Origin of the sequence: Duganella sp. Root1480D1 (assembly GCF_001427305.1) — a bacterium.
Lineage (GTDB): Bacteria > Pseudomonadota > Gammaproteobacteria > Burkholderiales > Burkholderiaceae_D > Rugamonas.
Window position 1 is genome coordinate 75,895 of the sequence record NZ_LMFZ01000004.1, and the last position, 24,099, is coordinate 99,993.

Sequence of the window (24,099 nt, forward strand, 5' to 3'; positions counted from 1 at the left end):
AAATATAGGGCGCAAAAAAAACCCGCTCGGACTTGAGCGGGTTTTGGAGCGGCGGCGCAGCCGCTTATTCGACTTCGACGGTTTCCGGCGGCGGCGTAGGCGCCGCATCCGGTTCCGGGAACTCCAGCTTGATCGCTTCGGCCTCGTCCAGGTCCACGATCACGCGGCCACCGGATACCAGTTTGCCGAACAGCAGTTCGTCGGCCAGCGCCTTGCGGATCAGGTCCTGGATCAGGCGCGACATCGGACGCGCACCCATCAAAGGATCGAAGCCCTTCTTCGCCAGGAACTTGCGCAGTTTCTCGCTGAAGATCGCTTCCACCTTCTTCTCGTGCAGCTGCTCTTCCAGCTGCATCAGGAACTTGTCGACCACGCGCAGGATGATTTCCTCGTCCAGCGCACGGAAACTGATGGTCGCATCCAGGCGGTTGCGGAACTCCGGCGTGAACATGCGCTTGATGTCCGCCATCTCGTCGCCCGCTTCCTTGCTGTCGGTGAAACCGATCGAACGCTTCTGCAGGCTTTCCGCACCCGCGTTGGTGGTCATGATGATGATCACGTTGCGGAAGTCGGCCTTGCGGCCGTTGTTGTCGGTCAGCGTGCCGTGGTCCATCACCTGCAGCAGGATATTGAAGATATCCGGATGCGCCTTCTCGATCTCGTCCAGCAGCAGCACGGCGTGCGGCTTCTTGGTGATCGCCTCGGTCAGCAGGCCGCCCTGGTCGTAACCCACGTAGCCAGGAGGCGCGCCAATCAGGCGGCTCACCGCATGGCGTTCCATGTACTCCGACATGTCGAAGCGGATCAGCTCAATGCCCAGGATGAAGGCGAGCTGCTTGGCCACCTCGGTCTTGCCGACGCCGGTCGGACCGGAGAACAGGAAGGACCCGATAGGCTTGTCCTGCTTGCCCAGGCCGGCGCGCGACATCTTGATCGCGGAAGCCAGCGCCTCGATCGCAGGATCCTGGCCGAACACCACGTTGCGCAGGTCGCGGTCGATGGTGGCCAGCTTGCTGCGGTCGTCCTGGTTGACGGTCTGCGGCGGAATGCGCGCAATCTTGGAAATGATTTCCTCGATCTCGGTCTTGCCGATAGTTTTCTTCTGCTTCGACTTCGGCAGGATGCGCTGTGCAGCGCCGGCCTCGTCGATCACGTCGATGGCCTTGTCCGGCAGGTGGCGGTCATTGATGAAGCGCGCCGCCAGTTCGGCCGCAGTCGACAGCGCCGACGACGAATACTTCACGCCATGGTGTTCCTCGAAACGCGATTTCAGGCCGCGCAGGATCTGCACAGTCTGTTCCACGGTCGGCTCGTTGACGTCGACCTTCTGGAAGCGGCGGGACAGCGCATGGTCTTTCTCGAACACCCCACGGAATTCCGTGAAGGTGGTCGCGCCGATGCACTTCAACTGGCCGTTGGCCAGGGCCGGTTTCAGCAAGTTGGACGCGTCCAGCGTTCCGCCCGACGCCGAGCCGGCGCCGATAATGGTGTGGATCTCGTCGATGAACAGGATGCCGTTCGGGTTGTCTTTCAGTTGCTTGAGCACAGCCTTCAGGCGCTGTTCGAAGTCGCCGCGGTACTTGGTACCGGCCAGCAGCGCGCCCATGTCGAGCGAATAGACCACGGCGTTCGACAGCACTTCCGGCACGTCGCCCTGGGTGATGCGATAAGCCAGGCCTTCCGCGATGGCGGTCTTGCCCACGCCGGCTTCGCCCACCAGCAGCGGGTTGTTCTTGCGGCGACGGCACAGCACCTGGATCACGCGATCCACTTCGTCTTCGCGACCGATCAGCGGGTCGATCTTGCCCTCGGCGGCGGACTTGTTCAGGTTCTGGGTGAACTGGTCCAGCGGCGATTCCTTGGCCTGGCCTTCCGGCACGGTGCCCTCTTCCACGCCCTCGGATGCCTTGCCGGAATCCATTTGCTGGTCCTTGCGCACGCCGTGCGAGATGAAGTTGACCACGTCGAGGCGGGTTACGCCCTGCTGGTGCAGGTAGTAAACAGCGTGCGAGTCTTTTTCACCGAAGATGGCCACCAGCACGTTGGCGCCGGTCACTTCCTTCTTGCCGTTGGAAGCCGACTGCACGTGCATGATCGCGCGCTGGATCACGCGCTGGAAGCCTAGCGTTGGCTGGGTGTCCACTTCGCCGGTGCCAGGCACGGTCGGTGTGTTATCGCCGATAAAGTTCGTCAGCGTTTTACGCAGGTCCTCAATATTCACTGCGCAGGCGCGCAGCACCTCGGCTGCCGATGGATTGTCAAGCAGCGCCAGCAGCAAGTGCTCCACGGTGATGAACTCGTGCCGTGCTTGCCGCGCTTCGACAAACGCCATATGCAAACTTACTTCCAATTCCTGCGCAATCATACTTCCTCCATCACACATTGCAGGGGATGCCCCGCCTTGCGTGCATGCGTTAAAACAAACTCCACTTTGGTTGAAGCTATATCTTTAGAGAAAACGCCGCACACGCCTTTGCCGTAGCGATGGACACTCAGCATAATTTGTGTGGCCGTTTCCCGGTCCTTATTGAAATACTCCTGGATGATGGCGACTACAAACTCCATTGGAGTGTAGTCGTCGTTCAGCAGCGCCACCTGGTACATAGGTGGCGGCTTTATCGCCTGCCGTTCCAGGACGGTTTCGGTGTCATGCTTGGTTGCCATACGCTTATATTCTAATGCTTTCAGACTAGTTGCAACGCCCATTTAAGAGGGCCATTTCCACCAGTACTCATCTTACGCGTTTTCGCCGATTGCCGCAGATGGCGGTCAGGTTGGCATAAATCAAGGGGCCGCAAAAATAGCTGTTGCAAAAAGCTCACCGTGTGCTAGTGAAAGCGCTTGACATTAAAAATTGTTCCGCCAACAATGCGATATCGACATTGTGCAGTTCTGTACATGCCGGTAAGAAGTGAGTTGTCGAGGAGGGGGCAGGAAGCTTCTTGCTTTTATGGCTCGTGTGATTCGTTTTTAATGAAGGTTTTTTTAATATGGCAACTGGTACCGTTAAGTGGTTCAATGACTCCAAAGGTTTTGGCTTCATCACTCCTGATGATGGCGGTGAGGATTTGTTCGCGCACTTTTCCGCTATTAACATGAACGGCTTCAAGACCCTGAAAGAAGGTCAAAAAGTGCAGTTCGAAGTCACGCAAGGCCCTAAAGGCAAGCAAGCTTCCAACATCCAATCCAGCTAACCCTGGCCTCGGATCAGCAAAAGCCCCGCCCTGCGGGGTTTTTTTTCGCACCTTGCCCGGCAACTACTATGCTGATTTCGTCATGCAAATTCGTACCCTCAGCCTAGCCGACGCGCCCGCCCTGCTTGATTTCGAGCTCGCCAACCGCGACTGGTTCGAATCGCAGGTCGATGCGCGAACGCCCGACTTTTACAAGCTGTCCGGCGTAGCGGCACATATAGAGGAATACCTGGCCCGCTATTCGGCCGGCAGCCTGCATCCCTGCCTGCTGATTGAAGACGGGGACATTCTTGGCCGCTGCAACCTGAAAGATATCGACCGCATCGGTGGCCGGGCCGAAGTCGGCTATCGCATTGCAGCGTCCGCCATTGGCCGCGGCCTGGCGGGTGCCGCGCTGTCGCACCTGATGGAACTGGCATATGGCCGCTGGGAGCTGGCCGGCCTCGACGCCCACGTCACCATTGCCAACGCCGCCTCCGCCCGGGTCCTGGAACGCGCCGGCTTCTCGCTGGCAGGCCCGTCCCCCATTACCGCCGTGGTCGGCGGCGCGCAACTGGCCTGCCTGCATTACCGGCATAATAAAAGCAGCCCCTGCCAGCATTCCCCTGATTTGGCGAATCAACGCGGGAATTTTTGTGCGCTGGGGTAAGATAGACTTATCTTTGGGATAAGTTTTTCATATGCACACGCCGCGCAATCTCACCGCCACCGTGGAATCAACAAGCTACCAGGTCGAAAGACACGAGCGCTTAGCGAGCGGGGCGATCCGAAAGGCACTGGAAGAACCCGACAATCCGCACCAATACAGCCTGCTGGAAGTGCCCAGCCACCTGGCCCGAGGACTGCTGCAGCGCTACGCTCGCGGCGACTCGCTCGACTTGCTGCGTCACCACTTCCATGGTGACTACCTGCCCTTACTTCAGCAGGCGGCAGACTTGTGCGCCAAGCTGTTTCCCGATCATCGGCTGCGCCTGCAGGTTGACCAAACAGCTAGCTGGATGCTGCTGTTCGCCTTGGTCTGCTTCGATGACGATGGTGCGCAGGTGACGCATCTGGACAACTGGTTCACGCCGGGCGGCAATCCAGTCCTGTTTACGATGGTACGCAAAGCCTTCGCGCCAGGTGAGCGCTACCCGGCCGATCTCGATATTGAGCATAAGGCGATGCCGCACGAGGAGCAGCTGGTGGGTGCGCTGCTGCAGCCGCCCGCAACCTGGCCGCAGGCATTTGCCGCCTACATGAAGCAGTGGCCCAGGCTGATGAAGGCTTTCGGCTACCGCGAGCAGGTCGGGGACGGCAAGTCGGCATTCGAATATTTCCCGCTGCACCTGGGCCTTGCCGTTTGTGCCTTCGATGTCGACGACAGCGCGTTCCGCCACCTGCCCTACTATCCGCTCGAACTGGTCGACTACTACCGCACTCACGTTCGACCAACGCGCGACGCCTGGCGCAGCTGCGTGCGGGACCCGGCTGAGGGCTTGCCCGCTACCGCCAGACCAAAACCCAAGCGTGACTATGTCCTGACCAAATCCGAAGCGTACGCCCGCTGGATCGAGCTGGTGTGCGGCGAGCAGCCTGCCCTGACCGACGCCGCCAGGCAGGCGCTGGGCAAGCGCAAAACCATGCCGCCTATCCATACGCTGACGGCGACGTTGGCAGCGCGTGGCTTGGCGCTGCACGCCGATTTGAAGGATGACGCCACGTTGGCCGCCCAGGCAACGGCCCTGTGCGAAGCATGGCAATTGCCCGCAGCAGGGCTTGCCAATACGGCGCAGCAAGGAACGGCCGCCGTCACCACGATGCTGAATGCGCTGCAAGACCGTGCAAACGACAACGAACGGCGGCTGGCCGTCTTCGAAGACGGCGGCGATAACTGGAATGCCCTTCTATACAGCTATCACCATGAAGCCGAATTCACGACGCTATGTGAGCAACTTGGCCTCAAGCGCCTGAACCATAGCCAGTGGCAATAACTTCACAAACAAAAGGAAAATAAATGTCGACATTCGAATTGCATACAACGCACCGCCTGCTGGCTGCCCTTCTGTTGGCGGCAGGCGCATTAACTAGCGAGACAAGTCTGGCGGCGCCCATCGAATTGCCGCCACTGGGCCTGTACCGCATCGATACCGACGGTACGATGGCCTTCAGCGGCAACCCTACCCAAGTCCGCTTGACCACCGAGGGTGAGCACGGCGATACAACCGCACGCTGGCAAGCCGGCGCAAAAAGCGCCACGCGTGATTTCAAGGGCAGTGGTCCGGTCACGCATTGCGTCAAGGCCGTGACCGGCGGGACGCTGCCCTTGCCGCCGCAAGCCGAAGCTTGCACGGTGCAGTCGACAACCAGAATCAAGGATGGCTTTACCCAGACCGCCAATTGCTCTTTCGGCAGGCTTGACTTGACCGTGCACCAACTCGACAAGGAGCGCTGGGAATTTCTATCGGATATGACGATGGTGACGACCGGCGCCGCGCCCAATATGTCAGTCCTGTCGCCTTTGCTCAAACAGCAGGCCGAGCATGGTGAGACGCCCGAGATACGTGCACGCGCCAAACAGCAACTGGCCGAGCTGCCGGGCATGCAAAAGCAGAGCGACGCGACTTACGCCGCCACCATTGCACGCATGAAAGCAGAAATGGAGAATAGCACCGACCCAGAAGAAAAAGCCGGCATCCGCATGGCGCTCGACCGCATGCAAGCGGGCACGCCGACCATGAAAACCCGTTCGCGTACCGTCTGGACGCGTATCTCGCATACCTGCGATAGCGGCAAGTAGTCAGCTTGCGCCAACGTTGAAGGGCTGCGCCAGCCGAGAAAAATAAAAACCCCATGTCCTCGCGGAAATGGGGTTTGGCTTGAAGCCGGATCGATTACATCTGTTCGATCATCACGTCGCCGAAGCCGGAGCACGACACCTGGGTCGCGCCTTCCATCAGGCGGGCGAAATCGTAGGTGACCTTCTTGGAGGCGATGGCTTTTTCCATCGACGAGATGATCAGGTCAGCTGCCTCGGTCCAGCCCATGTGGCGCAGCATCATTTCAGCCGACAGGATCAGCGAGCCGGGGTTCACGTAGTCCTTGCCTGCGTATTTAGGCGCGGTGCCGTGGGTCGCTTCGAACATGGCGACGGAATCGGACAGGTTGGCGCCTGGCGCGATACCGATGCCGCCCACTTGCGCCGCCAGCGCGTCGGAGATGTAGTCGCCGTTCAGGTTCAGGGTGGCGATCACGGAGTATTCCGCTGGACGCAGCAGGATCTGCTGCAGGAACGCGTCGGCGATCGAATCCTTGACGGTGATTTCGCGGCCGGTCTTCGGATTCTTGAACTTGCACCATGGGCCGCCGTCGATCAGTTCAGCGCCGAATTCTTTCTGCGCCAGTTCGTAAGCCCAGTCACGGAAGCCACCTTCGGTGTACTTCATGATGTTGCCCTTGTGGACGATGGTCACCGATGGCTTGTCGTTGTCGATCGCGTACTGGATCGCCTTGCGCACCAGGCGCTCGGTGCCTTCGCGCGAAACCGGCTTGACGCCGATGCCGGAAGTGTCAGGGAAGCGGATCTTCTTCACGCCCATTTCCTTGGTAAGGAACTCGATCAGCTTCTTGGCGCCTTCCGAGCCTTCCTGCCACTCGATGCCGGCGTAGATGTCTTCCGAGTTTTCGCGGAAGATCACCATGTCGGTCTTCTCAGGCTCGCGCACCGGCGAAGGCACGCCCTTGAAGTAGCGCACTGGGCGCAGGCAGACGTACAGGTCCAGCTCCTGGCGCAGGGCCACGTTCAGGGAACGGATGCCGCCGCCGACCGGGGTGGTCAGCGGGCCCTTGATCGACACGACATAGTCCTTCAGTACCTTCAGGGTTTCTTCCGGCAGCCACACGTCAGGGCCGTAGACCTTGGTCGACTTCTCGCCGGCGAAGATCTCCATCCAGCTGATTTTGCGCTTGCCGCCGTAGGACTTGGCAACCGCCGCGTCCACCACCTTGATCATCACCGGGGTAATGTCCACGCCGGTGCCGTCGCCTTCCAGGTAAGGGATGATCGGGGTATCAGGCACGTTCAGGGAAAAATCGGCATTAACGGTGATTTTCTGGCCGTCGGCAGGTACTTTGATATGTTGGTACATCGTGTTCTCCGAAGAAGGGTTTTTCGCAGTCTTCTATAAGACATAAGACACAGGCGTTCCACATTATGCACCAGTATTTTACTGGGCGCTATACTAGCAACCTATGCCTCTGATACTTTTTAATAAACCTTTTCAGGTATTGTGCCAGTTTTCCCCCTCTGGAGATAAGGAAACGCTGGCCGACTACATCAAGATCCCGAACGTCTACCCCGCCGGCCGCCTCGACTACGACAGCGAAGGCCTGATGCTGATGACCGACGACGGCAAGCTGCAGCACAAGATCGCCCACCCCGACCGCAAGGAAGCCAAGACCTACCTGGTGCAGGTGGAAGGCGTGCCGGATGGCGCTGCCATGGCGCGCCTGCAGGCGCCGCTCGACCTTGGCGACTTCACCACCCTGCCCTGCGAGGCGGTGCGCATCGCCGAACCGGGCTGGCTATGGCCGCGCAACCCGCCGATCCGGCAGCGCGCCGACCAACCGACTTCCTGGCTGGCCATCACCCTGCAAGAGGGCAAGAACCGCCAGGTGCGCCGCATGACGGCCGCCATCGGTTACCCGACTTTGCGCCTGGTGCGCTCGGCTATCGGCGGTATTTCCCTGGCCAGCCACCCGCTACTGCCAGGCGAGTGGATGGAAGTCTCACCGGACGACCTGGCTACGCGCTAAATAAGTCAACCAGGCAAGTCTCGACAGCGTTGATGAATCAGGTTCACCAGAACCTTCATCCACTATAAAAGGAGTTCGTCATGTCTAAGACTACTGTCGTGCTGCTTGCCTCCCTGCTTTCCGTTTCCGCCTTCGCTGCCGACCACCATATGAAAGGCTCTGCTTCGGCTTCAGCAGCCGCATCGATGGCCTCGGCCGCATCCGCTGCACCAATGGCCTCTGCAGCATCGGCCGCCTCGGCCGCTGCTTCGGATGCGGCCTCCGCCAAGAAATCGGCCAAAAAAGCCAAGAAAGCCGCTTCCGCCGCAGCTTCCGCTGCCGCATCTGCGGCCTCCGCCGCATCCATGGCTGCCTCGATGAAGTAAGTAGAAAGCGAGAAACCCGCAATGGCGCAATGCCATGCGGGTTATTCCGGTACACCTGTTTGGCGGCTAATGCCGCCAGCACACGAACTTAGGCGGACAGTGCCTTCAGGGCAGCTGCCAGACGGCTCTTGTGACGAGCGGCCTTGTTCTTGTGGATGATTTTCTTGTCAGCGATCGAGTCGATGGTCGACACGGAAGCCTGGAAGATGGTGGTAGCAGCAGCTTTGTCGCCAGCCTGGATAGCCTTGCGAACAGCTTTGATAGCGGTACGCAGGGTCGAACGCTGAGCGGAGTTGTGAGCGTTTTGCTTGACTGCTTGACGAGCGCGCTTGCGCGCTTGTGCGGTATTTGCCATTTGAGAATCCTAATTCGTTGTCAAAGTTCGTTTGCAAACAATAGCGTTTGCCAAACCGGTGCGGTGTTTTCAGAGCCGGCTGAACGTCGCTGCCTGCCTTACTGAATTCTGTACAGCCTTAAATTATAACGGGGTTTTGCTGCCAGGGCAATTCTAAATGTCGGTGCGTTGCCGCTTTCGCTATAATCAGCGCCCATGAACTTGCTCAAGACCCTCGCCGCTATTTCAAGCATGACAATGTTGTCCCGCATTACGGGACTCCTCCGTGAAGTCCTGTTCTTCCGCGCTTTTGGTGCGGGCGGCCTGACCGACGCGTTCTACATTGCCTTCCGCATTCCCAACCTGCTGCGCCGCCTGTTCGCCGAAGGCGCATTTTCGCAGGCATTTGTGCCAATGTTGGCAGAATACAAAAACAAGCAGGGTGAAGAAGCGACCCGCACCCTGGTCGACCACGTGGCAACCGTCCTGGTCTGGGTCACGCTGCTCACCAGTGCAGTCGGTATTATAGGCGCCCCGCTGTTCATTTACCTGATTGGTTCGGGCCTGAGCAAGGATCCCGAGTCCTTCGACGCGGCGGTCTGGATGACGCGCCTGATGTTCCCCTACATTGCCTGCATGTCTTTCGTCGCGCTTTCCAGCGGCGTGTTGAACACCTGGCGCCAGTTCAAGATCCCGGCCTTCACCCCCGTGCTGCTGAACCTGTCCTTCATCTGCGCAGCCCTGTTCCTGGCACCGCACCTGAAGCAGCCCGTGTATGCGATGGCGATTGCCGTCATGGTCGGCGGCGTGCTGCAGGTGGCGCTCCAGGTGCCTTCGCTGGTGAAGATCGGCATGCTGCCTCGCCTGTCGTGGAACCCGCGCGTCGGCCTGGCCGATCCGGGCGTGCGGCGCATGCTGAAAAATATGGTCCCGGCCTTGTTTGCCGTCTCGGTGGCGCAGATCAGCCTGATGATCAATACCACCTATGCATCCTGGATGCAGGAGGGCAGCGTGTCCTGGCTGACGGCCGCCGACCGCCTGATGGAATTCCCCAACGCCCTGCTCGGCGTAGCACTCGGCACCATCCTGCTGCCAAGCCTGTCCAAGGCCAGCCAGGAACAGGACCACGCGGAATATTCCGCCCTGCTGGACTGGGGCTTGCGCCTCACCTTCCTGCTGGCCATGCCGGCGGCGGTAGGCATCGCCGTGCTGGCCTTGCCGCTGATGGCGACCCTGTTCCACAACGGTAAGTTCACCGACTTCGCAGCCGTGATGTCGGCGCAGCCACTGCTGGCTTATGCGGTCGGCCTGGTCGGCATCATCCTGGTCAAGTCGCTGACGCCGGCCTTCTATGCGCGCCAGGATGTGCGCACGCCGGTGCGCATCGGCGTCATCACCCTGGTGGCGACGCAGGTGATGAACCTGGCTTTCGTCTGGCAGTTCAAGGTGGCCGGGCTGGCACTGTCGATCAGCGTGGCAGCGCTGCTGAACGCGGCCCTGCTGTACCGCGGCCTGCGCGCGAAAGGCATCTACGCTCCGCAACCGGGGTGGCCGAAATTCCTGGGCCGCTTGCTGGCGGCAGTAGTCCTGATGGGCCTTGCGGGCTGGTTCGGCGGACAGCAGTTTGACTGGTTGGGCATGCGCCATCACGCATTCCTGCGCGCCGGTGCATTGTTCCTGGTGATCGGCGGCTGTGTCGTGGTGTACTTCGGCACCCTGTTCGCACTCGGTTTCCGCGTGCGCGACTTCAAGCGCCGCGCAAAATAAAGGCTGCGCAGCTTCAGCGCCGCGATGGCGGCGGTGGCGCTTCCTCGCCCGACTGGTCGCCGGACTGCTCCGGCGGCTGCGGTTCTTGCGGCGGTTCCTGAGGTTCCTGCGGCGGCTCCTGCTGTGGCTCTTGCGTCGGTTCAGGCGGTGCAGCAGGCTGCGGCTGTTCTTGCGGCGTGCCCGCCTTGCTGCCAGGCTGCGTGCCATTCAGGCCACCAGGCTGCGTACCCGTCATGCCAGTCAGCGGGCTGCCGGGCTGCATGCCCGATCCCGGCTTGGCCGGCTGCCCCGGCTGCGGGCCATCCGCACTCTTCGCGCCCGCGACCTGCACGCCCTCGCCGCTGAACTTCCAGTCTGTCAGGCTGGTCTTGCCCTCGAACGCTACAAAGCGCGGCGGAAAATTGCCGATCTTGATCGGCGTCGCTTTCGACAGGCTGTATATGGCCAGGATGCCGCCGTTCTCGGTGGCCTTCACCAGGCCCCACTCCGCTTTGCCCGTCATCGGGTCGACGTACACGCGGCGCAAGTGGCGGCGCAATTGCGGGAAGCGCGGGTCCTTCAGCAGTTCGGCAAATGACTTGGGGTAGTTGGGCTGCCCCTGCGGTGTGGCGGCAGCGTAACTGGCCAGCGCATTGCTGTACTCCATGCCAATATCGAGCAAGGCCTGTTCCGCGGCCGCGCGCTGCATGGTCGTGCCAAGGCGCAGCGATACCGCGCCAAGCAGGCCGATAATCGCCACCAGGATCACTACGCTGACGTAGGTGAACCCGGGCTGCCTACCATTCCGAATAAGGCTTGCCGCTGCGGTCATTGCCGGGCGCTCCGCTCTTGATGTCTGCCACGCCGCCTTTGCCGACGTCGTCCGGCGGCACGATGGTCCAGCTATCGCTCTTTTCGGTGATCGGGTCGATCGGGAGCGCACGCAGGTATTTTTTCTCCACCAGTTGCTCCAGGCTGTCCGGGAAGCGGCCGGTATCGCCGTAGTATTGGTCGATGATGGCGCGCGTGCTGCGCAGGTTATCGGCCAGGATGGTTTCCTTGGTCTTGTCCACGCTCGGGAAATAACGCGGCACGGCAAGCGTCAGCAGCAAGGCGATAATGCCCAGCACCACCAGCAGCTCGATCAGCGTGAAGCCCTTCTTGTTTACCATTTCTTGTAAGGCACGCCGTTCAGGCCTACCTGCTCCGAAGTCGAATACACGTCAAAAACATCCTCGCCTTCGCGCGGATCGTCGGCATCGCTGGCGTAGCTGCGCTTGCCCCAGCTCTGGCCATTGCTGGCATTGGAGTCCGAATTGAAGGGGTCGCGCGGGATGCGGCGCAGGAAGTAGATCTTGGCGCGCTTCGGGCTGCGCACGTCGACCACGCCTTCCACCAGCGCCTCCAGCGTGCGCGGATAGCCATTGCCGGTGATGGATTTGGCGATGCGGCCTTCATCGTAGGCGGTCTTGTAGTCGTCCAGCGCCTTGCGCATCACGTGCAGCGCGCTGCGCAGCTCCTGCTCGTTGCGGCGCTGGACCACGGTCTGCCCGACCGGGATCGCCAGCGCGGCGAGCAGGCCGAGAATGGCCAGCGTCACCAGCAATTCGATCAGGGTGAATCCGCGCCCGCGCATGCTTACTCTTTCCGCTCCGTGCTGGCAGGCGGCTGCACGGTATTGGCCGGAGCAGGCGCCGGTGGCGGCAACGGCTTGGTCACGCTCGACGCCGGGCCAGGCTGGGTGTTCGACAACGGCAGCTTCTGCGGCGCGGACGGGTCGTTCGGCGCCGCAGCGGCGCCTGGTGCCGGTACTGCCGTTGCAGCGGCTTCCTGCGCGGGCGCAGCGCCGGCAGGCCGGGCGCCAGGCAGCACCACGGTCTGGCGCGGCGCGACATCAGGCTTGCGGCGGAAATTGGCTTCCGTGCCGGCCGAGAATTCCGCAACCGAAGTTTCCGGGCGCTGCAGGTTGCGCACCAGGTGCGGCGTGATCGACAGCACGATCTCGGTCTTTTGCTTGTCGTCCGTCTGCGTACCGAACAGGCGGCCCAGGATCGGGATCTCGCCCAGGCCAGGCACGCGGTTGCCGGTGCTGCGCTCTTCGCTGTTGATCAGGCCCGCCAGCACCTGGTTCTCGCCATCCTTCAGTTGCAGGAAGGTGGAAGCCTGGCGCGTGCCGATCTGGTAGGCAGTCGTACCGGTGGCAGTCGTCACACGGTCGATCAGGTTCGATACTTCCAGCGCAATGCGGATGCCCACTTCGTTGTTCAGGTAGATGGTCGGCTCCGCATTCAGCGTCAGGCCGACATCGACATAGCTCACCGACTCGGAAGCAAAGCCGCCCGTGCCCGGCGAAATGGTCGTGGTAATCACCGGCACTTTCTCACCGATCACGACCTTCGCCTTTTCCTTGTTGCGCACGCGGATGCGCGGGCTGGCCAGCAGGTTGGTATCGCCGTCGGTTTTCTTGAGGTTGACGGTCGTTTGCAATCCCGAGATGCCGATCGTGTTGCGGTTGAGGGAATCGAGGTCGCGCAAGGTCAGGTTCTTGCCGTCGCCGCTCCTGCTGCCCAGGACGGTCAAGGTCGCGTTGCTCGGCCAATCCACACCAAGCTGCATCAGGCGGCTGCGCTTGACCTCCAGGATCTCCACGTCCAGCATGACTTCAGGCTCGGCCTGGTCCTGTGTGGCGATGATCTTTTCGGCCAGCTTCACCGCGTCGGCGCTATCGCGCAGGATCACCAGGTTGAGCTTTTCGTCTGCCACCACGTCGCGCGTCTTGAGAATGGTCTTGAGCGTGTTGGCGACGGTCTTGGCTTCCGCATTTGACAGGTAGAAGGTGCGCACTACCGTTTCCTGGTACTCCTTCAGCTTGGCCGCCGTGTTCGGGTAGACCAGGATGGTATTGGCATCCATCACCTGCTGTTCGAGCTGGTTCGTCATCAGCAGGAAGTAGATCGCCGATTCCACCGTGCTGTTCTTCAGCATGATGGTGGTGCGGGCATCGCTTTTCACATCCTTGTCGAAGATGAAGTTCAGGCCCGAACGGCGCGAAATGATGTCGAACACCTGTTTCAGCGGCGCTTCACGGAATTCGATCGTGATCGGCGTCTTGTAAGCCTTGGACAAGCCGCTTTCGGCCGGCGGCTGCGGCATCTGTTCGTTGATTTCCCGCATTAGGGCGCGGGCGCGCGCCTGGTCCGGTTTTTCAGCCAGCACCGTGCTGACGCGGTTCCTGGCCGCTTCGAATTCTTTCTGTTCCAGCGATGCGCTGGCCTGCGCCAGCAGCTTTTCATGGCGGTCGGCCATTTCCAGCGCACGCAAACCGGCACGGGCGCGCTCATTCTGCGGATCCATCGACAGCACGCGCTGCATGTTTTGCGCAGCCAGGGCGTACTTGCCCGCGTTGATCAACTGGTCGGCCTGCTCCAGCATGCGCGCGCTGGCGCGGTCGCGGGTGTCAAGGTAGGCGGAGCGGTAGATGGCGTTGTCCGGATCGCGCTTCATCGCTTCCTGGTACTTCAGCAGCCCCTCTTCCACCTGGTCTTTTGCCACCAGCGTGCGGCCATCGCGGTAGGCCATATCTGCGGCGCAGCCGGACAGCGCCAGCACCAGCACGGACAGCGACAGCGTTCTCAGACTTGGCTTCACTCAATCACTCCAATATTTAACTGCTGCACCTGCTTCATGGGCAGGTAGGTAATCGTCAGGTTTGGCGGTGCAATCGCATCGACACGGTACATGCCGTCGATTTGCGTGCCTTGTTTCACAACAAAGGTCTGGTCGCCGCGGCCAAGGTAAACTTCCCACTGGCCATCGGCCGCCGCTTTGCCCAGGAACTGGAACGGCAGCGGCGGCGCGGTTGGCGGCGGCGGCGGCGGCGGGTTCAGTTCCGCTGCGGTGGGAGCCGGTGGCGGAGGATTCCAGTTCTGGCCGCCGAATACCCCGTCCTTGCTCTTGAACGAACCTTCGCCTACTTCACCAATCAATTCTTCGCGGGGAACCAGGCGCAGGATCGATGCCTCGCCCGGCGCTGCATTGGCCACTTTCGCCGCAGGCGGCGCGCTGGCGGCTGGCGTGCGCGCCGGCTTGCGTTCGACCGCCTCCGCCACCGTATCGTTGGGCGCCTTGTCGCCGAACAGCACCAGCCCCGCGGCACCCAGCAGCGCCGCGCCCATCAGCATATGGCGCGGCTTCATGGCTTCTCCTTCAGGTACAGCGTAAAGCGCATGCGCGCTTCGACCACCGGTTCGGTGATGGTTTCGCGGCGGAAGGCAATATCGTCCAGCGCCGCAAACGGGATCGCCGACAGCGCCTGCATGCTGAACTGCCAGATATTCTGGTAGGCCCCCTTCACCGGCAGCGTGACCTGGTAAGCAGCTACGCCGCTGTTCTTGTCCACGCTGAATTTGTAGTCGCCCTGGTCCAGTGCCAGCCCGGTCTTGGCAGCGATGTCGAATAGCTGCTTCACCTGCTGCTCCGCGTGGCGCTTTTCGCCCAGCGTGGCATAGAAATGGGCCAGGTTTTCGTTGGCGGTCGGCGGGGGCGCGGCCTGCGCCAGTTGCGGCGGCGCGGGCGGCAGCGGCTCATATGCCAGCTGGCGCGCCTTGAGCGACCAGGCCAGCGCCAGGGCACCTGCCAGCAGCAGCGCCAGCGCGGCGCAGCCTGCAACACCAAGGCGCATGGCAGCCAGGCGCACGCGCAGCATCAAGGCGGCAACGCTCATCGCGCCCTCCATTGCACTTCGACCTGGAACCGCAGCGGGCGGTTGGGATCCTGGTCGTTGATCTCATGGCGCAGCAGGGAGGCGCCGGCAAAGAACTCCTGCTGTTTCAGCTGTTCGATGTAGCCGACCATATCGTCGCTGTTCTTGGCCTCGGCCGTGATTTTCAGCGCACGCTTGCGCGGGTCGGGATCAAGTGCCAGCAGCGCCACGGCAGGCGAGTTGGCGGCGGCGATTGAGTCCTGCAATTCGCGCCATGGCAGGTTCAGTTGCAGGATGGCGGCATTGACGGCCACTGCCTGCGCTTCCGGAATCGCGGTTTCCGGCTTGCGTTCCGGCGCACGCACGGCGGCGGCCTGCTTGCGCTGCTGGACCCGCAGGGACTGCTCGCGCGCCGCTTGCTGCTTTGCGGCCTGCACGCCGAAGGCGGCACCGGCCGCCAGCAATGCCAGGCCCAGCGCGCCGCCTGCCAGGACGGCCGGATGCACGCGGTACAGCGTGCCCCGCACACCTGCGGTGGCGAAATCGATCTGCATTGGGCTCATGCTGCAACTCCCAGTGCCGCCGTGGCGATATGCTTGTCGCTGGCGGCCGGCTTGGCCAGCGCTGGCGGCACTTCACCGCTCAACTGGATCAAGGCCGGCGCTTGCAAGCCCAGCAGCAGTGCCTCGCGCTGCGCTGCCTGCGTCAGCCAGTAGTGGTCGGCGCCGTGCGGGATGGCGATGTGGCGCACCGCGCGCAGCTTGCCACCCTCGCAGGCGGCCAGCGCCAGCACATTGGCTTGCGCGACGCCGAACCAGGCGTCGTTCTTCAATGACCGGGCATGGCGGTTCCAGGCCGCCACGAAGTGCGGCACGATGGCAGTGACAACCAGCCCATGCTGGGCGGCGGCATTTTCAATTGCAGCCTTCAGCAGGCGCGGAATCGCAGCGGCCATGAACGGGGCCGCCGCGTTCCAGTCCGCGCTGATATGCCAGGCGGCTGGCGTTTCTCCATACAGCGTGTGGAAGCGCAGCGCTGCCGCGCCTTCCAGGTCGGCCAGGCGCGCGGCCTGTACCGGCGGCGTCACTTGCCACAGGCGTACCAGTTCGTCGGACAGCACAACGCCGGCGGCCATGCCGGCCGCGTCCTGGCCTGCCAACAGCGCGGCCAGGGCGGCCGGCAAGGCATCCGCCACGCCGGCCGGCCCTGCGGACAGCGCGGCCAGCCCCTGCTCGGCCAGCAGTTCCGGCGCTGCCGAGCCCCAACGCCGCACGCGCAGCAGGCGCAAGGCCTGCGGCGTCACTTCGATGCGCAGCGATTGCGTGAAATTCTTAAGCATGCAAGGTCACCCGCTTGATTTCTGCCAGTGTGGTATCGCCACGGCGCACCACTTCCAGCGCCGCATGGCGCAGGCTGCGCGTGCCGTTGGCATAGGCCGCCGCCTTGATCTGGCGGATCGGCCGCTTTTCCACGATCAGTTCGCGGATTTCGTCGTTCAGGGTCAGGATCTCCGCAATCGAGCGGCGCCCCTTGTAGCCGGTGCCGCGGCAATCCCCGCAGCCCTTGCCTTCCTTGAAGCTGTATTCATAGACGTCGGCGCGCGCCAGCCCCACGCTGGCCAGTTCCTCGTCGGACGGCGTCACCTCCACCGCGCAATGCGGGCAGTTGATGCGCACCAGGCGCTGCGCCCAGATGCCGTTCAATGCCGACACGAAGGCATAGGGATCGATGCCCATGTGGGTGAAGCGCCCGAACACGTCGAACACGTTGTTGGCGTGGACGGTGGTCAGCACCAGGTGGCCGGTCAGCGCCGACTGCACGGCAATTTCCGCCGTTTCGCGGTCGCGGATCTCGCCCACCATGATCTTGTCCGGATCGTGGCGCAGGATCGAGCGCAAGCCCTTGGCGAAGGTCAGGCCCTTCTTTTCATTGACCGGAATCTGCAGGATGCCCGGCAACTGGTACTCCACCGGGTCTTCAATCGTGATGATCTTTTCGCGGCCATTGTGGATTTCGGTCAGCGCCGCATACAGCGTCGTGGTCTTGCCGGAGCCGGTCGGCCCGGTTACCAGCAGCATGCCGTATGCCTCCTGCGCCAGCGAGCGCAAGGTCGATAAGGACGATTCATCGAATCCCAGCGCTTCCAGCGTCAGCGAGCCGTAGGACTCGATCATGGCACGCTTGTCCAGGATTCGGATCACTGCGTCTTCGCCGTGAATGGAAGGCATGATCGATACCCGCAAGTCGATCTCGCGCCCCATCGACTCGACGCGGAAGCTGCCGTCCTGCGGCACGCGGCGTTCCGCGATATCCAGCTCAGCCAGCACCTTCAGGCGCGAAATGATCTGCTCCGCGACGTCGATGCCGTTGACGGCCGTCGCATGGTCCAGCACCCCATCCACCCGGTATTTCACGGCCAGCCCGCCGGCGGTCGACTCCAGGTGGATGTCGGAAGCGCCGGCCTTCAGCGCATCGTACAGGGTCGAATTGACCAGCCGCACAGCCGGGCTGGCGCCTTCCGACACCGAGGCAAACGACAGCACCGCCGCCGTCTTGCCGTCGCGCCGCGTGCCCTCCCCGCCCGACACCAGGGAATCGACGGCGCGCGCCGACTCCTCCTGTTTCGACAGGTAGGCCTGGATATCGGCCTGCAGCGCCAGCCGCAGTTGCAGCGGCGCCGACGCCGAGCAACGCGCCTGCGTCGCCAGCCAGGTTTGCAAATCGAGGTCGAATGGATCGGCAATCACCCCCACTGCCGCCCCGTCGTGGGAACGCAGCAGCACGCAATGGCGGGCCATGGCTTGCGACAGCGGCAGCCGGTCGAAGGCCGGCTCGAAGGCCAGCATGTCCGCCGTTTCCAGCACGGCCAGGCCGAAAGGCTGGGCCAGCGCCCGTACCGCCATGCGCGGTTCGATGCCGGACAAATCCTCCAGCTCTTCCACCAGGCTGCGTTTGGACAGCGCGCACTGCGCGCGCGCCTTGGCCAGCAGGTTTGCATCAAGCACCGGCAGCGTCATGCCATTTCTCCGGCCAGGTCAAAAATCGGCATATACAGAAGCACCACGATAGCACCCACCACCAGGCCGATACCGGCCATCAGCAGCGGTTCAAAAGTACGGGTAAAGCGGTCGATCCAGCGCCCGATCTCGCCGTCGTAGAAGGCCGCCGACTGCGTCAGCATCGCCCCCATCTCGCCGGTGCGCTCGCCCACGCGCAGCATGCGCAGGGAAATCGGCGTGGTCAGTCCATTGGCCTCGAAGGCCGACGACAGCGGCAAGCCCGCCTCGATCATGGCGCGCGCGCCCTGCAAGCCTTCTTTCACATTGGCCGACACCATGGCCTGCACGGTGTCGACCGCATTCAGGATGGTGATGCCGCCCTCGCTCAGCATGCCAAGCGTCAGGTACAGGCGCGACAGCTCATAAATCTTGACCCGCTCGCCGACGCCCGGCAAGCGCGCCAGCAGGCGCGCCATGCCGCCGCTGCGCACCAGGTGGCGCACGCCAAACACCGCGCCGCCCACCAGCGCCGCGATCCCGGCCACCAGCGGCAGGGTATGCGCGGCCGCAAACTGGCCCCAGCTCAGCATCACTTGCGACATCCACGGCAGGTTGCGCCCCGCGCCCTGGTACACCTCGGCAAAGCGCGGCACCACGTAGGCAATCAGGAACAGCGATACGCCGCCGCCCACCAGCAGCAGGATGCAAGGGTAGATGGCCGCGCTGACCAGCTTGGCGCGCACCAGGTCGACGCGCTGCTGGTAATCGATGAAACGTTCGAGGGAGCGCGGCAAGTCGCTGGTGCCTTCCGCCGCCTTGACAATGCCCACATACAGCGGCGGGAACAATTGCGGCTGGTCGGCCAGCACGGTGGAAAAGCGCTGGCCCTCGCGCAGGCCGTCCAGCAGGCGCTCCAGCACGCCGCGCGTGGCCGGTGCCGCTTCTTTTTCCAGCAGCGCTTCCAGCGCCTCCACCACGCCCAGGCCGGCGTTCAGCAGCGCCAGCAGCTCCTGGCTGAACAAGACCAGCGAGAGCGCCTTGGCTTTGCCGGCGCGCAGGCCGGCGCTGCGCGGCGTGATGGCGCTGACGAACAGGCCGCGCGCTTCCACCTGGCGGCGCGCATCTGCCTCGTCGCGGCCATCGATGACCAACTGGCCGATCGCCATGTCCGGCGACAAGGTGCGAACGTCGAACTGCATCGCTCAGGCCGCGCTGCGCTTACTGGGCGCCGATGTCGGCGTTCTCGCCTTCGCCGCCCGGCTGGCCATCCTTGCCGAGGGAGATGATGTCGTATTCAGCCTTGGCGCCCGGCGCCTTGTACTGGTATGGACGGCCCCATGGATCGGGCGGCACGCCCTTTTTCAGGTAGGGGCCATTCCATTTGGCGCCTGCCGTCGCCGGCGCCGCCAGCAGCGCGGCCAAGCCTTCTTCCGTGCTTGGGTAGCGGCCGACGTCCAGGCGGTAGGTGTCCAGCGCTTTGTCGAAGGCTTCGATCTGCGCCTTGGCGACCGTCACCTCGGATTTACCCAGTTGCGAGAAATATTTCGGGCCGACATATGCGGCCAGCAGGCCGATGATGACAATCACCACCAGCAGTTCAAGCAGGGTGAAGCCTTTGCTGGTCTTGCCATGGATCCGTGCTGCAAACATCCGTACTACCTCCGCCTTGAATAGAACTGCAGAGGCTACCACGCGGGTTTAGGTTTCGACAATTTTTTCTGCGGTGTGCAGCCCCCATGTCTCAGCTAAGACATTTTGGACGGAAATGTTATTAAAAGTGTCGCAGAATTATCACAAGATGATTCCTGCCGGCATTCGAATTTCCTCATAGTAGTTGCCAAATTTTATTTGCTTTTTCCTCAATAAAATTAAATGAACACCATTGAATATTTATCCACTTCCGATCGTGTCATTGTTATATTTCCTTGCAACCTGTGCAACACAGGGGCGCCGTTTTCGTTTCGTTAAAAAAAGCAAGGGAATGCATCATGAATCTACATTTCACTCGTATCAAACAACTGGCCGGCTGCGCGCTGGTCGGCGCCGCGGCCATGCTGGCCGCTCCCGCCCATGCCGGCGTCGCCAATTTCGACGCGCAGGCGCCGATGGTGTACGGCCACGGCGAAAAATTCCTGGATGGCAGCCTTCGCTTCACCTCCCAGATCTCGAGCTTCCTGCAGTCCCAGGGCATCACCGACGGCACCGTCGGCGTCATGCTCGATGGCAGCAACGCCGGCAGCTGCGGCGCGGTGATCGATTGCCCAGCCGGCAATGACAGCACTTATTACTCGGGCTGGAACGACAGCTCGCTCAACGCCCAGCGCGAAGGCGGCTTCTTCAACCTGAATTCCTTGCGCTTCTCCTTCTTCGCGCCGCTGGCGGGCATTCCCGACGGCAGCTATGGCCAGTTGCAGCTGACAGCCACCACCGATGACGGCAGCGTCGTCACCCGCAGCGCCGACTTTGCCGGCCAGGATGCCAACGGCCACTTCATGTTCTCGACCTGGAAGCTGGATCCCGACTTCGCCGCCCTGCACCTGACCAACCTGAACATCAGCGCCTGCCTGTTCGACGGCAACGGCGGCTGCCAGAACCCGGCCGACTGGGCCCTGTTCCAGGCGCAATTTGCCATCGATGACCTGGATGTCGCGGTGCCGCTGCCTGGCTCTGCCCCGCTGCTGATGCTCGGCCTGGCCGGCCTGGCCGCCATCCGCCGCCGCCGCGCCCAATAACTCGATCACAAGGATACACACCATGCAACTGCGACCACTGACCCTGGCCGTCCTGACCGTACTGTCCGGCCTGGCCGTGCAAGCCGGCGCTGAAGAAGCCCGCCACTCCTACATCGTGCAACTGGCCGACGCGCCGGTCGCCAACTACACCGGCGGCGTCAGCGGCTTGTCCGCCACCAAGCCAGCGCCTGGCAGCCGCCTCGACGTCACTGCCCAGAACGTGCAGGACTACATCGCCTACCTCGACCAGCAGCAAAGCAGCGCCACGGCCACCGTGCCGGATGCCCAGATTGTCCACAAATACAAGCTGGTACTGAACGGCTTCGCGGCCCGACTGACCGACGCCGAAGTGCGCGCGCTGAAGAAAAACAGCGCCGTTGCCAGCATCAGCGCCGACGAAGCACGCACCCTGGACACCAACTACACCCCGAAATTCCTCGGCCTCGACACCCCGGGCGACGGCCTGTGGGCCAAGCTGGGCGGCATCGACAAGGCCGGCGAAAACGTGGTGATCGGCATTATCGACGGCGGCATCTGGCCTGAGCATACCTCCTACGCCGACCGCGTCGACAACCAGGGCAAGCCGACTTTCGACGTCAGCGGCACCCTGGTGTACGACACCCCATCCAACTGGAACGGTGCCTGCGTGACCGGCGAAGGCTTCACCGCCAACCATTGCAACAACAAGCTGATTGGCGCGCGCTACTTCAACGCCGGCTTCCTGTCCACCGGCCGTCCGCTGCACTGGACCGACTTCGTTTCGCCGCGCGACTCGCTGGCAGGCGCCACCGGCCACGGCGGCCACGGCGACCACACCGCGACCACCGCTGGCGGCAATTCCGGCGCAGTCGGCAGCCTGTCGGGCATCCCGATCGGCAGCATGTCCGGCATGGCCCCGCGCGCGCGCATCGCAGCTTACAAGGTGTGCTGGACCTATCCTGATGCCACCGCCACCGACGGCACCGGCACCAAGAATTCCTGCTACAACTCCGACAGCGTGGCCGCTATCGACCAGGCCGTGGCCGACGGCGTGAACGTGCTGAACTACTCGATCAGCGGTTCCCAGACCAGCGTCACCGACCCGGTTGAAATGGCCTTCTTCAATGCGGCTGCCGCCGGCGTGTTCGTCGCCGCCTCGGCCGGCAACTCCGGCCCGACCAATGCCGTGGCCCACCTGTCGCCATGGCTGACCACTGTCGCTGCGTCGACCCACAACCGCGCCAGCGTCGCCACCGTCAACCTGGTCGGCGGCGCCAGCTACACCGGCGCTTCCTACAATCAGTCGCCGCTGCCGGATACCGCAACCATCCTGGCGCGCGATGCTGCCATCAAGCCCTACGCACAATTGAGCACCGCCGACAAGGCCGCCGCCCGCCTGTGCTACACCGAAGCCGACCGCGCCACCTATGGCGGCGGCCCGGACGGCGCACTCGACCCGGCCAAGGCCAGCGGCAAGGTGCTGCTGTGCGAACGTGGCAACAGCGCCCGCGTCGACAAGTCGCGCGCCGTGAAGGAAGCCGGCGGCGCCGGCATGATCCTGATGGATACCTCCGCCGCCCAGGCGCCGGTGGCAGACCCGCACAGCATCCCGACCGTGCACCTGAACTTTGCCGACGGTTCGGCTGCCCGCACCTGGGTTGCCACCCACGCGGACGGCATGAGCAATATCGGCAAGTCGGTGCTGACCACCAGCGCCGTGCCTGCGCCGCAGATGGCCAGTTTCTCCTCGCGCGGCCCGAACAAGCACAACGCCAACATCCTCAAGCCTGACCTGACCGCACCTGGCGTGGACATCCTGGCCGGCGTCACCGCCGACTACAACACCCCGGCCGAGCGCGACGCGATTGCCAACGGCACCCTGACCCCATACGCCAACTGGGCCAGCTACCAGGGCACCTCGATGTCCAGCCCGCACGTAGCCGGCCTCGGCGCGCTGATGCGCCAGGCGCACCCGGACTGGTCGCCGGCCGCCATCAAGTCGGCGCTGATGACCACTGCCTACGACACCTTCGCCGACGGCCAGCCAGGCATGGCAGCCGGTACCCTGCCTTGGGGCCAGGGCGCGGGCCATGTGCGTCCGAACAAGGCGGTCGATCCGGGTCTGGTGTATGACTCCGGTCCAGTCGACTGGATCCGCTTCATGTGCGGCATTCCAGGCACCTTGTCGGCCAGCTTCTGCGCACCGTATGGCACCATCCAGTCGTACAACCTGAACCTGGCATCGCTGACCGCCGCCTCCGTGCTGGGCAAGATGACCATGACCCGCACCGTGACCAACGTCGGCAGCCAGGAAGCCACCTATACCGCCAACGCCACCCTGCCTGGCTTCACCGTGGTGGTCAATCCATCTACTTTGACCCTGGCGCCAGGCGCCAAAGCCAGCTTCACGGTCAGCCTGACCAACGTCAGCGCTGCGCCTAACACCTGGTCCTATGGCAACCTGACCTGGAACGACAACGCCGGCCACATCGTGCGCAGCCCGCTTTCGGCGAAACCGGCCATGATCGCAGCGCCAGCCCGGGTGTATAACGAAGCAGCGACCGGCAGCACCGTGTTCTCCATCGGTACCGGCTTCAATGGCACTCTGGCCAGCGCCAAGGGCGGCCTGAAGGCGGCCACCCGCAGCGCAGCGACCATCGGCAAGGATACTTCCGCCGATGGCGGCGTGGCGGCTTGCCGTGCTGGCGGCAGCGCTGGCGTGAAGGTGCATACCGTGAACGTTCCAGCCAACGCCCTGGTGGCACGCTTCGCCCTGTACGATGTGGATACCTCCGGCCACCAGGCTGGCGACCATGACGACCTCGACTTGCTGGTGCTGAACGGCGCCGGCAACCAGGTTGGCAGCAGCGGCGGCGGAACTTCCAACGAAATGGTGACCCTGAACCAGCCGGCAGCAGGCAGCTACAAGGTCTGCGTGATCGGCTACGCCCCGTTTGGCGACAGCTCGAACTACACGCTGTCTTCGTGGACCGTGGCGAAGGATGAAATGGGCGGCAACCTGAAAATGCTGCTGCCTTCCACCGCATTCACCGGCGTCACCACCACCATTGGCGCATCCTGGTCCGGCCTGGCCAGCGCCAAATACCTGGGCGCAGCCGTGTTCACCGCACCAGGCGGCAACGTCGCGACCACCCTGCTGGAAGTCGACACCACGGTGCCTGTGCCTGAGAAGAACCAGGAACGCAGCGTAACGGCCATCCGCGACTAAACCTGTCGCAGCAGCCCTTAAGACG

Annotated in this window: 24 protein-coding genes; 9 read left to right on the plus strand and 15 right to left on the minus strand. The window is 62.8% G+C overall.

From position 1 onward, the window contains the following. Positions 1-64: 64 nt before the first annotated feature. Positions 65-2,365 carry an ATP-dependent Clp protease ATP-binding subunit ClpA gene (gene clpA, locus ASD58_RS06080; RefSeq protein ID WP_057260207.1) on the minus strand — a complete coding sequence of 767 codons (2,301 nt, stop codon included), beginning with the start codon at positions 2,363-2,365 and terminating at the stop codon, positions 65-67. After that, a complete protein-coding gene (gene clpS / locus ASD58_RS06085; protein ID WP_055937573.1) occupies positions 2,362-2,664 on the minus strand; it encodes an ATP-dependent Clp protease adapter ClpS in 303 nt (100 codons plus the stop codon). Before clpS ends, clpA begins: the two co-directional genes overlap by 4 nt. Before the next feature lie 326 nt (positions 2,665-2,990). On the opposite strand from clpS, the gene ASD58_RS06090 reads away from it, so the two are divergent. The 4 genes from ASD58_RS06090 (at position 2,991) to ASD58_RS06105 (ending at position 5,973) form a co-directional block, all read left to right on the plus strand. Next, entirely contained in the window at positions 2,991-3,194 is a 204-nt protein-coding gene (locus tag ASD58_RS06090) for a cold-shock protein (protein ID WP_055937397.1), read from the plus strand. An 82-nt stretch (positions 3,195-3,276) separates the two neighbouring features. After that, a complete protein-coding gene (locus tag ASD58_RS06095) occupies positions 3,277-3,843 on the plus strand; it encodes a GNAT family N-acetyltransferase (RefSeq protein ID WP_082565272.1) in 567 nt (188 codons plus the stop codon). Between the two features lie 31 nt (positions 3,844-3,874). After that, positions 3,875-5,167 carry a PoNe immunity protein domain-containing protein gene (locus tag ASD58_RS06100; RefSeq protein ID WP_057260208.1) on the plus strand — a complete coding sequence of 431 codons (1,293 nt, stop codon included), beginning with the start codon at positions 3,875-3,877 and terminating at the stop codon, positions 5,165-5,167. A 23-nt stretch (positions 5,168-5,190) separates the two neighbouring features. Further along, positions 5,191-5,973, plus strand: a complete 783-nt coding sequence (locus ASD58_RS06105) for a hypothetical protein (protein ID WP_057260209.1) — start codon at positions 5,191-5,193, stop codon at positions 5,971-5,973. A gap of 94 nt (positions 5,974-6,067) precedes the next feature. Here ASD58_RS06105 and icd read toward each other — a convergent pair whose 3' ends face one another. After that, positions 6,068-7,321, minus strand: coding sequence for an NADP-dependent isocitrate dehydrogenase (gene icd, locus ASD58_RS06110; protein WP_057260210.1), 1,254 nt, complete (start codon positions 7,319-7,321; stop codon positions 6,068-6,070). A 103-nt stretch (positions 7,322-7,424) separates the two neighbouring features. Between icd and ASD58_RS06115 the strand changes: the two genes are divergently transcribed. Further along, a complete protein-coding gene (locus tag ASD58_RS06115; RefSeq protein ID WP_057260211.1) occupies positions 7,425-7,988 on the plus strand; it encodes a pseudouridine synthase in 564 nt (187 codons plus the stop codon). 80 nt (positions 7,989-8,068) lie between these two features. Beyond that, the gene (locus ASD58_RS06120) at positions 8,069-8,353 is read left to right on the plus strand and encodes a hypothetical protein (RefSeq protein ID WP_057260212.1); all 285 of its coding nucleotides are present in this window, start codon (positions 8,069-8,071) and stop codon (positions 8,351-8,353) included. A gap of 88 nt (positions 8,354-8,441) precedes the next feature. Here ASD58_RS06120 and rpsT read toward each other — a convergent pair whose 3' ends face one another. After that, a complete protein-coding gene (gene rpsT, locus ASD58_RS06125) occupies positions 8,442-8,708 on the minus strand; it encodes a 30S ribosomal protein S20 (protein WP_055937377.1) in 267 nt (88 codons plus the stop codon). Positions 8,709-8,903: 195 nt separating this feature from the next. Between rpsT and murJ the strand changes: the two genes are divergently transcribed. After that, on the plus strand, positions 8,904-10,454 hold the full coding sequence (murJ, locus tag ASD58_RS06130) for a murein biosynthesis integral membrane protein MurJ (RefSeq protein ID WP_057260213.1): 1,551 nt from the start codon (positions 8,904-8,906) through the stop codon (positions 10,452-10,454). Between the two features lie 13 nt (positions 10,455-10,467). Here the strand turns inward: murJ and ASD58_RS06135 are convergent, their stop codons facing one another. Genes ASD58_RS06135 through gspG form a run of 11 tightly spaced genes read right to left on the minus strand, consistent with a single transcriptional unit; the run spans position 10,468 to position 19,784 of the window. Then, the gene (locus tag ASD58_RS06135; RefSeq protein WP_082565255.1) at positions 10,468-11,265 is read right to left on the minus strand and encodes a type II secretion system protein; all 798 of its coding nucleotides are present in this window, start codon (positions 11,263-11,265) and stop codon (positions 10,468-10,470) included. Further along, positions 11,231-11,605, minus strand: coding sequence for a type II secretion system protein (locus ASD58_RS06140; RefSeq protein ID WP_057260214.1), 375 nt, complete (start codon positions 11,603-11,605; stop codon positions 11,231-11,233). The genes ASD58_RS06135 and ASD58_RS06140 overlap by 35 nt, the downstream gene beginning before the upstream one ends. After that, positions 11,599-12,069: a prepilin-type N-terminal cleavage/methylation domain-containing protein gene (locus ASD58_RS06145; protein WP_057260215.1), complete on the minus strand. Its 471-nt coding sequence runs from the start codon at positions 12,067-12,069 to the stop codon at positions 11,599-11,601. Before ASD58_RS06145 ends, ASD58_RS06140 begins: the two co-directional genes overlap by 7 nt. A 2-nt stretch (positions 12,070-12,071) precedes the next feature. Next, the gene (locus ASD58_RS06150) at positions 12,072-14,081 is read right to left on the minus strand and encodes a secretin N-terminal domain-containing protein (protein WP_057260216.1); all 2,010 of its coding nucleotides are present in this window, start codon (positions 14,079-14,081) and stop codon (positions 12,072-12,074) included. Beyond that, positions 14,078-14,629 (minus strand): hypothetical protein, encoded by a 552-nt coding sequence (locus ASD58_RS06155; RefSeq protein ID WP_057260217.1) that lies wholly within the window; start codon positions 14,627-14,629, stop codon positions 14,078-14,080. Before ASD58_RS06155 ends, ASD58_RS06150 begins: the two co-directional genes overlap by 4 nt. Then, positions 14,626-15,156, minus strand: a complete 531-nt coding sequence (locus ASD58_RS06160; RefSeq protein ID WP_200951576.1) for a hypothetical protein — start codon at positions 15,154-15,156, stop codon at positions 14,626-14,628. Before ASD58_RS06160 ends, ASD58_RS06155 begins: the two co-directional genes overlap by 4 nt. Next, complete coding sequence (locus tag ASD58_RS06165; protein WP_057260219.1) at positions 15,153-15,698, minus strand: hypothetical protein; 546 nt, start codon at positions 15,696-15,698, stop codon at positions 15,153-15,155. The genes ASD58_RS06160 and ASD58_RS06165 overlap by 4 nt, the downstream gene beginning before the upstream one ends. Continuing rightward, positions 15,695-16,474, minus strand: coding sequence for a hypothetical protein (locus ASD58_RS06170; RefSeq protein WP_057260220.1), 780 nt, complete (start codon positions 16,472-16,474; stop codon positions 15,695-15,697). The genes ASD58_RS06165 and ASD58_RS06170 overlap by 4 nt, the downstream gene beginning before the upstream one ends. Then, complete coding sequence (locus tag ASD58_RS06175) at positions 16,467-18,152, minus strand: GspE/PulE family protein (protein ID WP_057260221.1); 1,686 nt, start codon at positions 18,150-18,152, stop codon at positions 16,467-16,469. The genes ASD58_RS06170 and ASD58_RS06175 overlap by 8 nt, the downstream gene beginning before the upstream one ends. Next, the gene (locus tag ASD58_RS06180; RefSeq protein WP_057260222.1) at positions 18,149-19,333 is read right to left on the minus strand and encodes a type II secretion system F family protein; all 1,185 of its coding nucleotides are present in this window, start codon (positions 19,331-19,333) and stop codon (positions 18,149-18,151) included. Before ASD58_RS06180 ends, ASD58_RS06175 begins: the two co-directional genes overlap by 4 nt. Positions 19,334-19,352: 19 nt before the next feature. Next, entirely contained in the window at positions 19,353-19,784 is a 432-nt protein-coding gene (gspG, locus tag ASD58_RS06185; protein ID WP_057260223.1) for a type II secretion system major pseudopilin GspG, read from the minus strand. A 338-nt stretch (positions 19,785-20,122) separates the two neighbouring features. Between gspG and ASD58_RS06190 the strand changes: the two genes are divergently transcribed. Together ASD58_RS06190 and ASD58_RS06195 are read left to right on the plus strand one after the other, a co-directional pair. Continuing rightward, complete coding sequence (locus ASD58_RS06190) at positions 20,123-20,866, plus strand: NF038120 family PEP-CTERM protein (protein WP_057260224.1); 744 nt, start codon at positions 20,123-20,125, stop codon at positions 20,864-20,866. A gap of 22 nt (positions 20,867-20,888) precedes the next feature. Continuing rightward, the gene (locus ASD58_RS06195; RefSeq protein WP_057260225.1) at positions 20,889-24,074 is read left to right on the plus strand and encodes a S8 family serine peptidase; all 3,186 of its coding nucleotides are present in this window, start codon (positions 20,889-20,891) and stop codon (positions 24,072-24,074) included. Positions 24,075-24,099 lie beyond the last annotated feature (25 nt).

What these genes read in the sequence shown, in the direction of transcription:
- clpA (WP_057260207.1), bottom strand. Translation starts at nt 2,365, where the DNA reads ATGATTGCGCAGGAATTGGAAGTAAGTTTGCATATGGCGTTTGTCGAA.
- clpS (WP_055937573.1), bottom strand. Translation starts at nt 2,664, where the DNA reads ATGGCAACCAAGCATGACACCGAAACCGTCCTGGAACGGCAGGCGATA.
- ASD58_RS06090 (WP_055937397.1), top strand. Translation starts at nt 2,991, where the DNA reads ATGGCAACTGGTACCGTTAAGTGGTTCAATGACTCCAAAGGTTTTGGC.
- ASD58_RS06095 (WP_082565272.1), top strand. Translation starts at nt 3,277, where the DNA reads ATGCAAATTCGTACCCTCAGCCTAGCCGACGCGCCCGCCCTGCTTGAT.
- ASD58_RS06100 (WP_057260208.1), top strand. Translation starts at nt 3,875, where the DNA reads ATGCACACGCCGCGCAATCTCACCGCCACCGTGGAATCAACAAGCTAC.
- ASD58_RS06105 (WP_057260209.1), top strand. Translation starts at nt 5,191, where the DNA reads ATGTCGACATTCGAATTGCATACAACGCACCGCCTGCTGGCTGCCCTT.
- icd (WP_057260210.1), bottom strand. Translation starts at nt 7,321, where the DNA reads ATGTACCAACATATCAAAGTACCTGCCGACGGCCAGAAAATCACCGTT.
- ASD58_RS06115 (WP_057260211.1), top strand. Translation starts at nt 7,425, where the DNA reads ATGCCTCTGATACTTTTTAATAAACCTTTTCAGGTATTGTGCCAGTTT.
- ASD58_RS06120 (WP_057260212.1), top strand. Translation starts at nt 8,069, where the DNA reads ATGTCTAAGACTACTGTCGTGCTGCTTGCCTCCCTGCTTTCCGTTTCC.
- rpsT (WP_055937377.1), bottom strand. Translation starts at nt 8,708, where the DNA reads ATGGCAAATACCGCACAAGCGCGCAAGCGCGCTCGTCAAGCAGTCAAG.
- murJ (WP_057260213.1), top strand. Translation starts at nt 8,904, where the DNA reads ATGAACTTGCTCAAGACCCTCGCCGCTATTTCAAGCATGACAATGTTG.
- ASD58_RS06135 (WP_082565255.1), bottom strand. Translation starts at nt 11,265, where the DNA reads ATGACCGCAGCGGCAAGCCTTATTCGGAATGGTAGGCAGCCCGGGTTC.
- ASD58_RS06140 (WP_057260214.1), bottom strand. Translation starts at nt 11,605, where the DNA reads ATGGTAAACAAGAAGGGCTTCACGCTGATCGAGCTGCTGGTGGTGCTG.
- ASD58_RS06145 (WP_057260215.1), bottom strand. Translation starts at nt 12,069, where the DNA reads ATGCGCGGGCGCGGATTCACCCTGATCGAATTGCTGGTGACGCTGGCC.
- ASD58_RS06155 (WP_057260217.1), bottom strand. Translation starts at nt 14,629, where the DNA reads ATGAAGCCGCGCCATATGCTGATGGGCGCGGCGCTGCTGGGTGCCGCG.
- ASD58_RS06160 (WP_200951576.1), bottom strand. Translation starts at nt 15,156, where the DNA reads ATGAGCGTTGCCGCCTTGATGCTGCGCGTGCGCCTGGCTGCCATGCGC.
- ASD58_RS06165 (WP_057260219.1), bottom strand. Translation starts at nt 15,698, where the DNA reads ATGAGCCCAATGCAGATCGATTTCGCCACCGCAGGTGTGCGGGGCACG.
- ASD58_RS06170 (WP_057260220.1), bottom strand. Translation starts at nt 16,474, where the DNA reads ATGCTTAAGAATTTCACGCAATCGCTGCGCATCGAAGTGACGCCGCAG.
- ASD58_RS06175 (WP_057260221.1), bottom strand. Translation starts at nt 18,152, where the DNA reads ATGACGCTGCCGGTGCTTGATGCAAACCTGCTGGCCAAGGCGCGCGCG.
- ASD58_RS06180 (WP_057260222.1), bottom strand. Translation starts at nt 19,333, where the DNA reads ATGCAGTTCGACGTTCGCACCTTGTCGCCGGACATGGCGATCGGCCAG.
- gspG (WP_057260223.1), bottom strand. Translation starts at nt 19,784, where the DNA reads ATGTTTGCAGCACGGATCCATGGCAAGACCAGCAAAGGCTTCACCCTG.
- ASD58_RS06190 (WP_057260224.1), top strand. Translation starts at nt 20,123, where the DNA reads ATGAATCTACATTTCACTCGTATCAAACAACTGGCCGGCTGCGCGCTG.
- ASD58_RS06195 (WP_057260225.1), top strand. Translation starts at nt 20,889, where the DNA reads ATGCAACTGCGACCACTGACCCTGGCCGTCCTGACCGTACTGTCCGGC.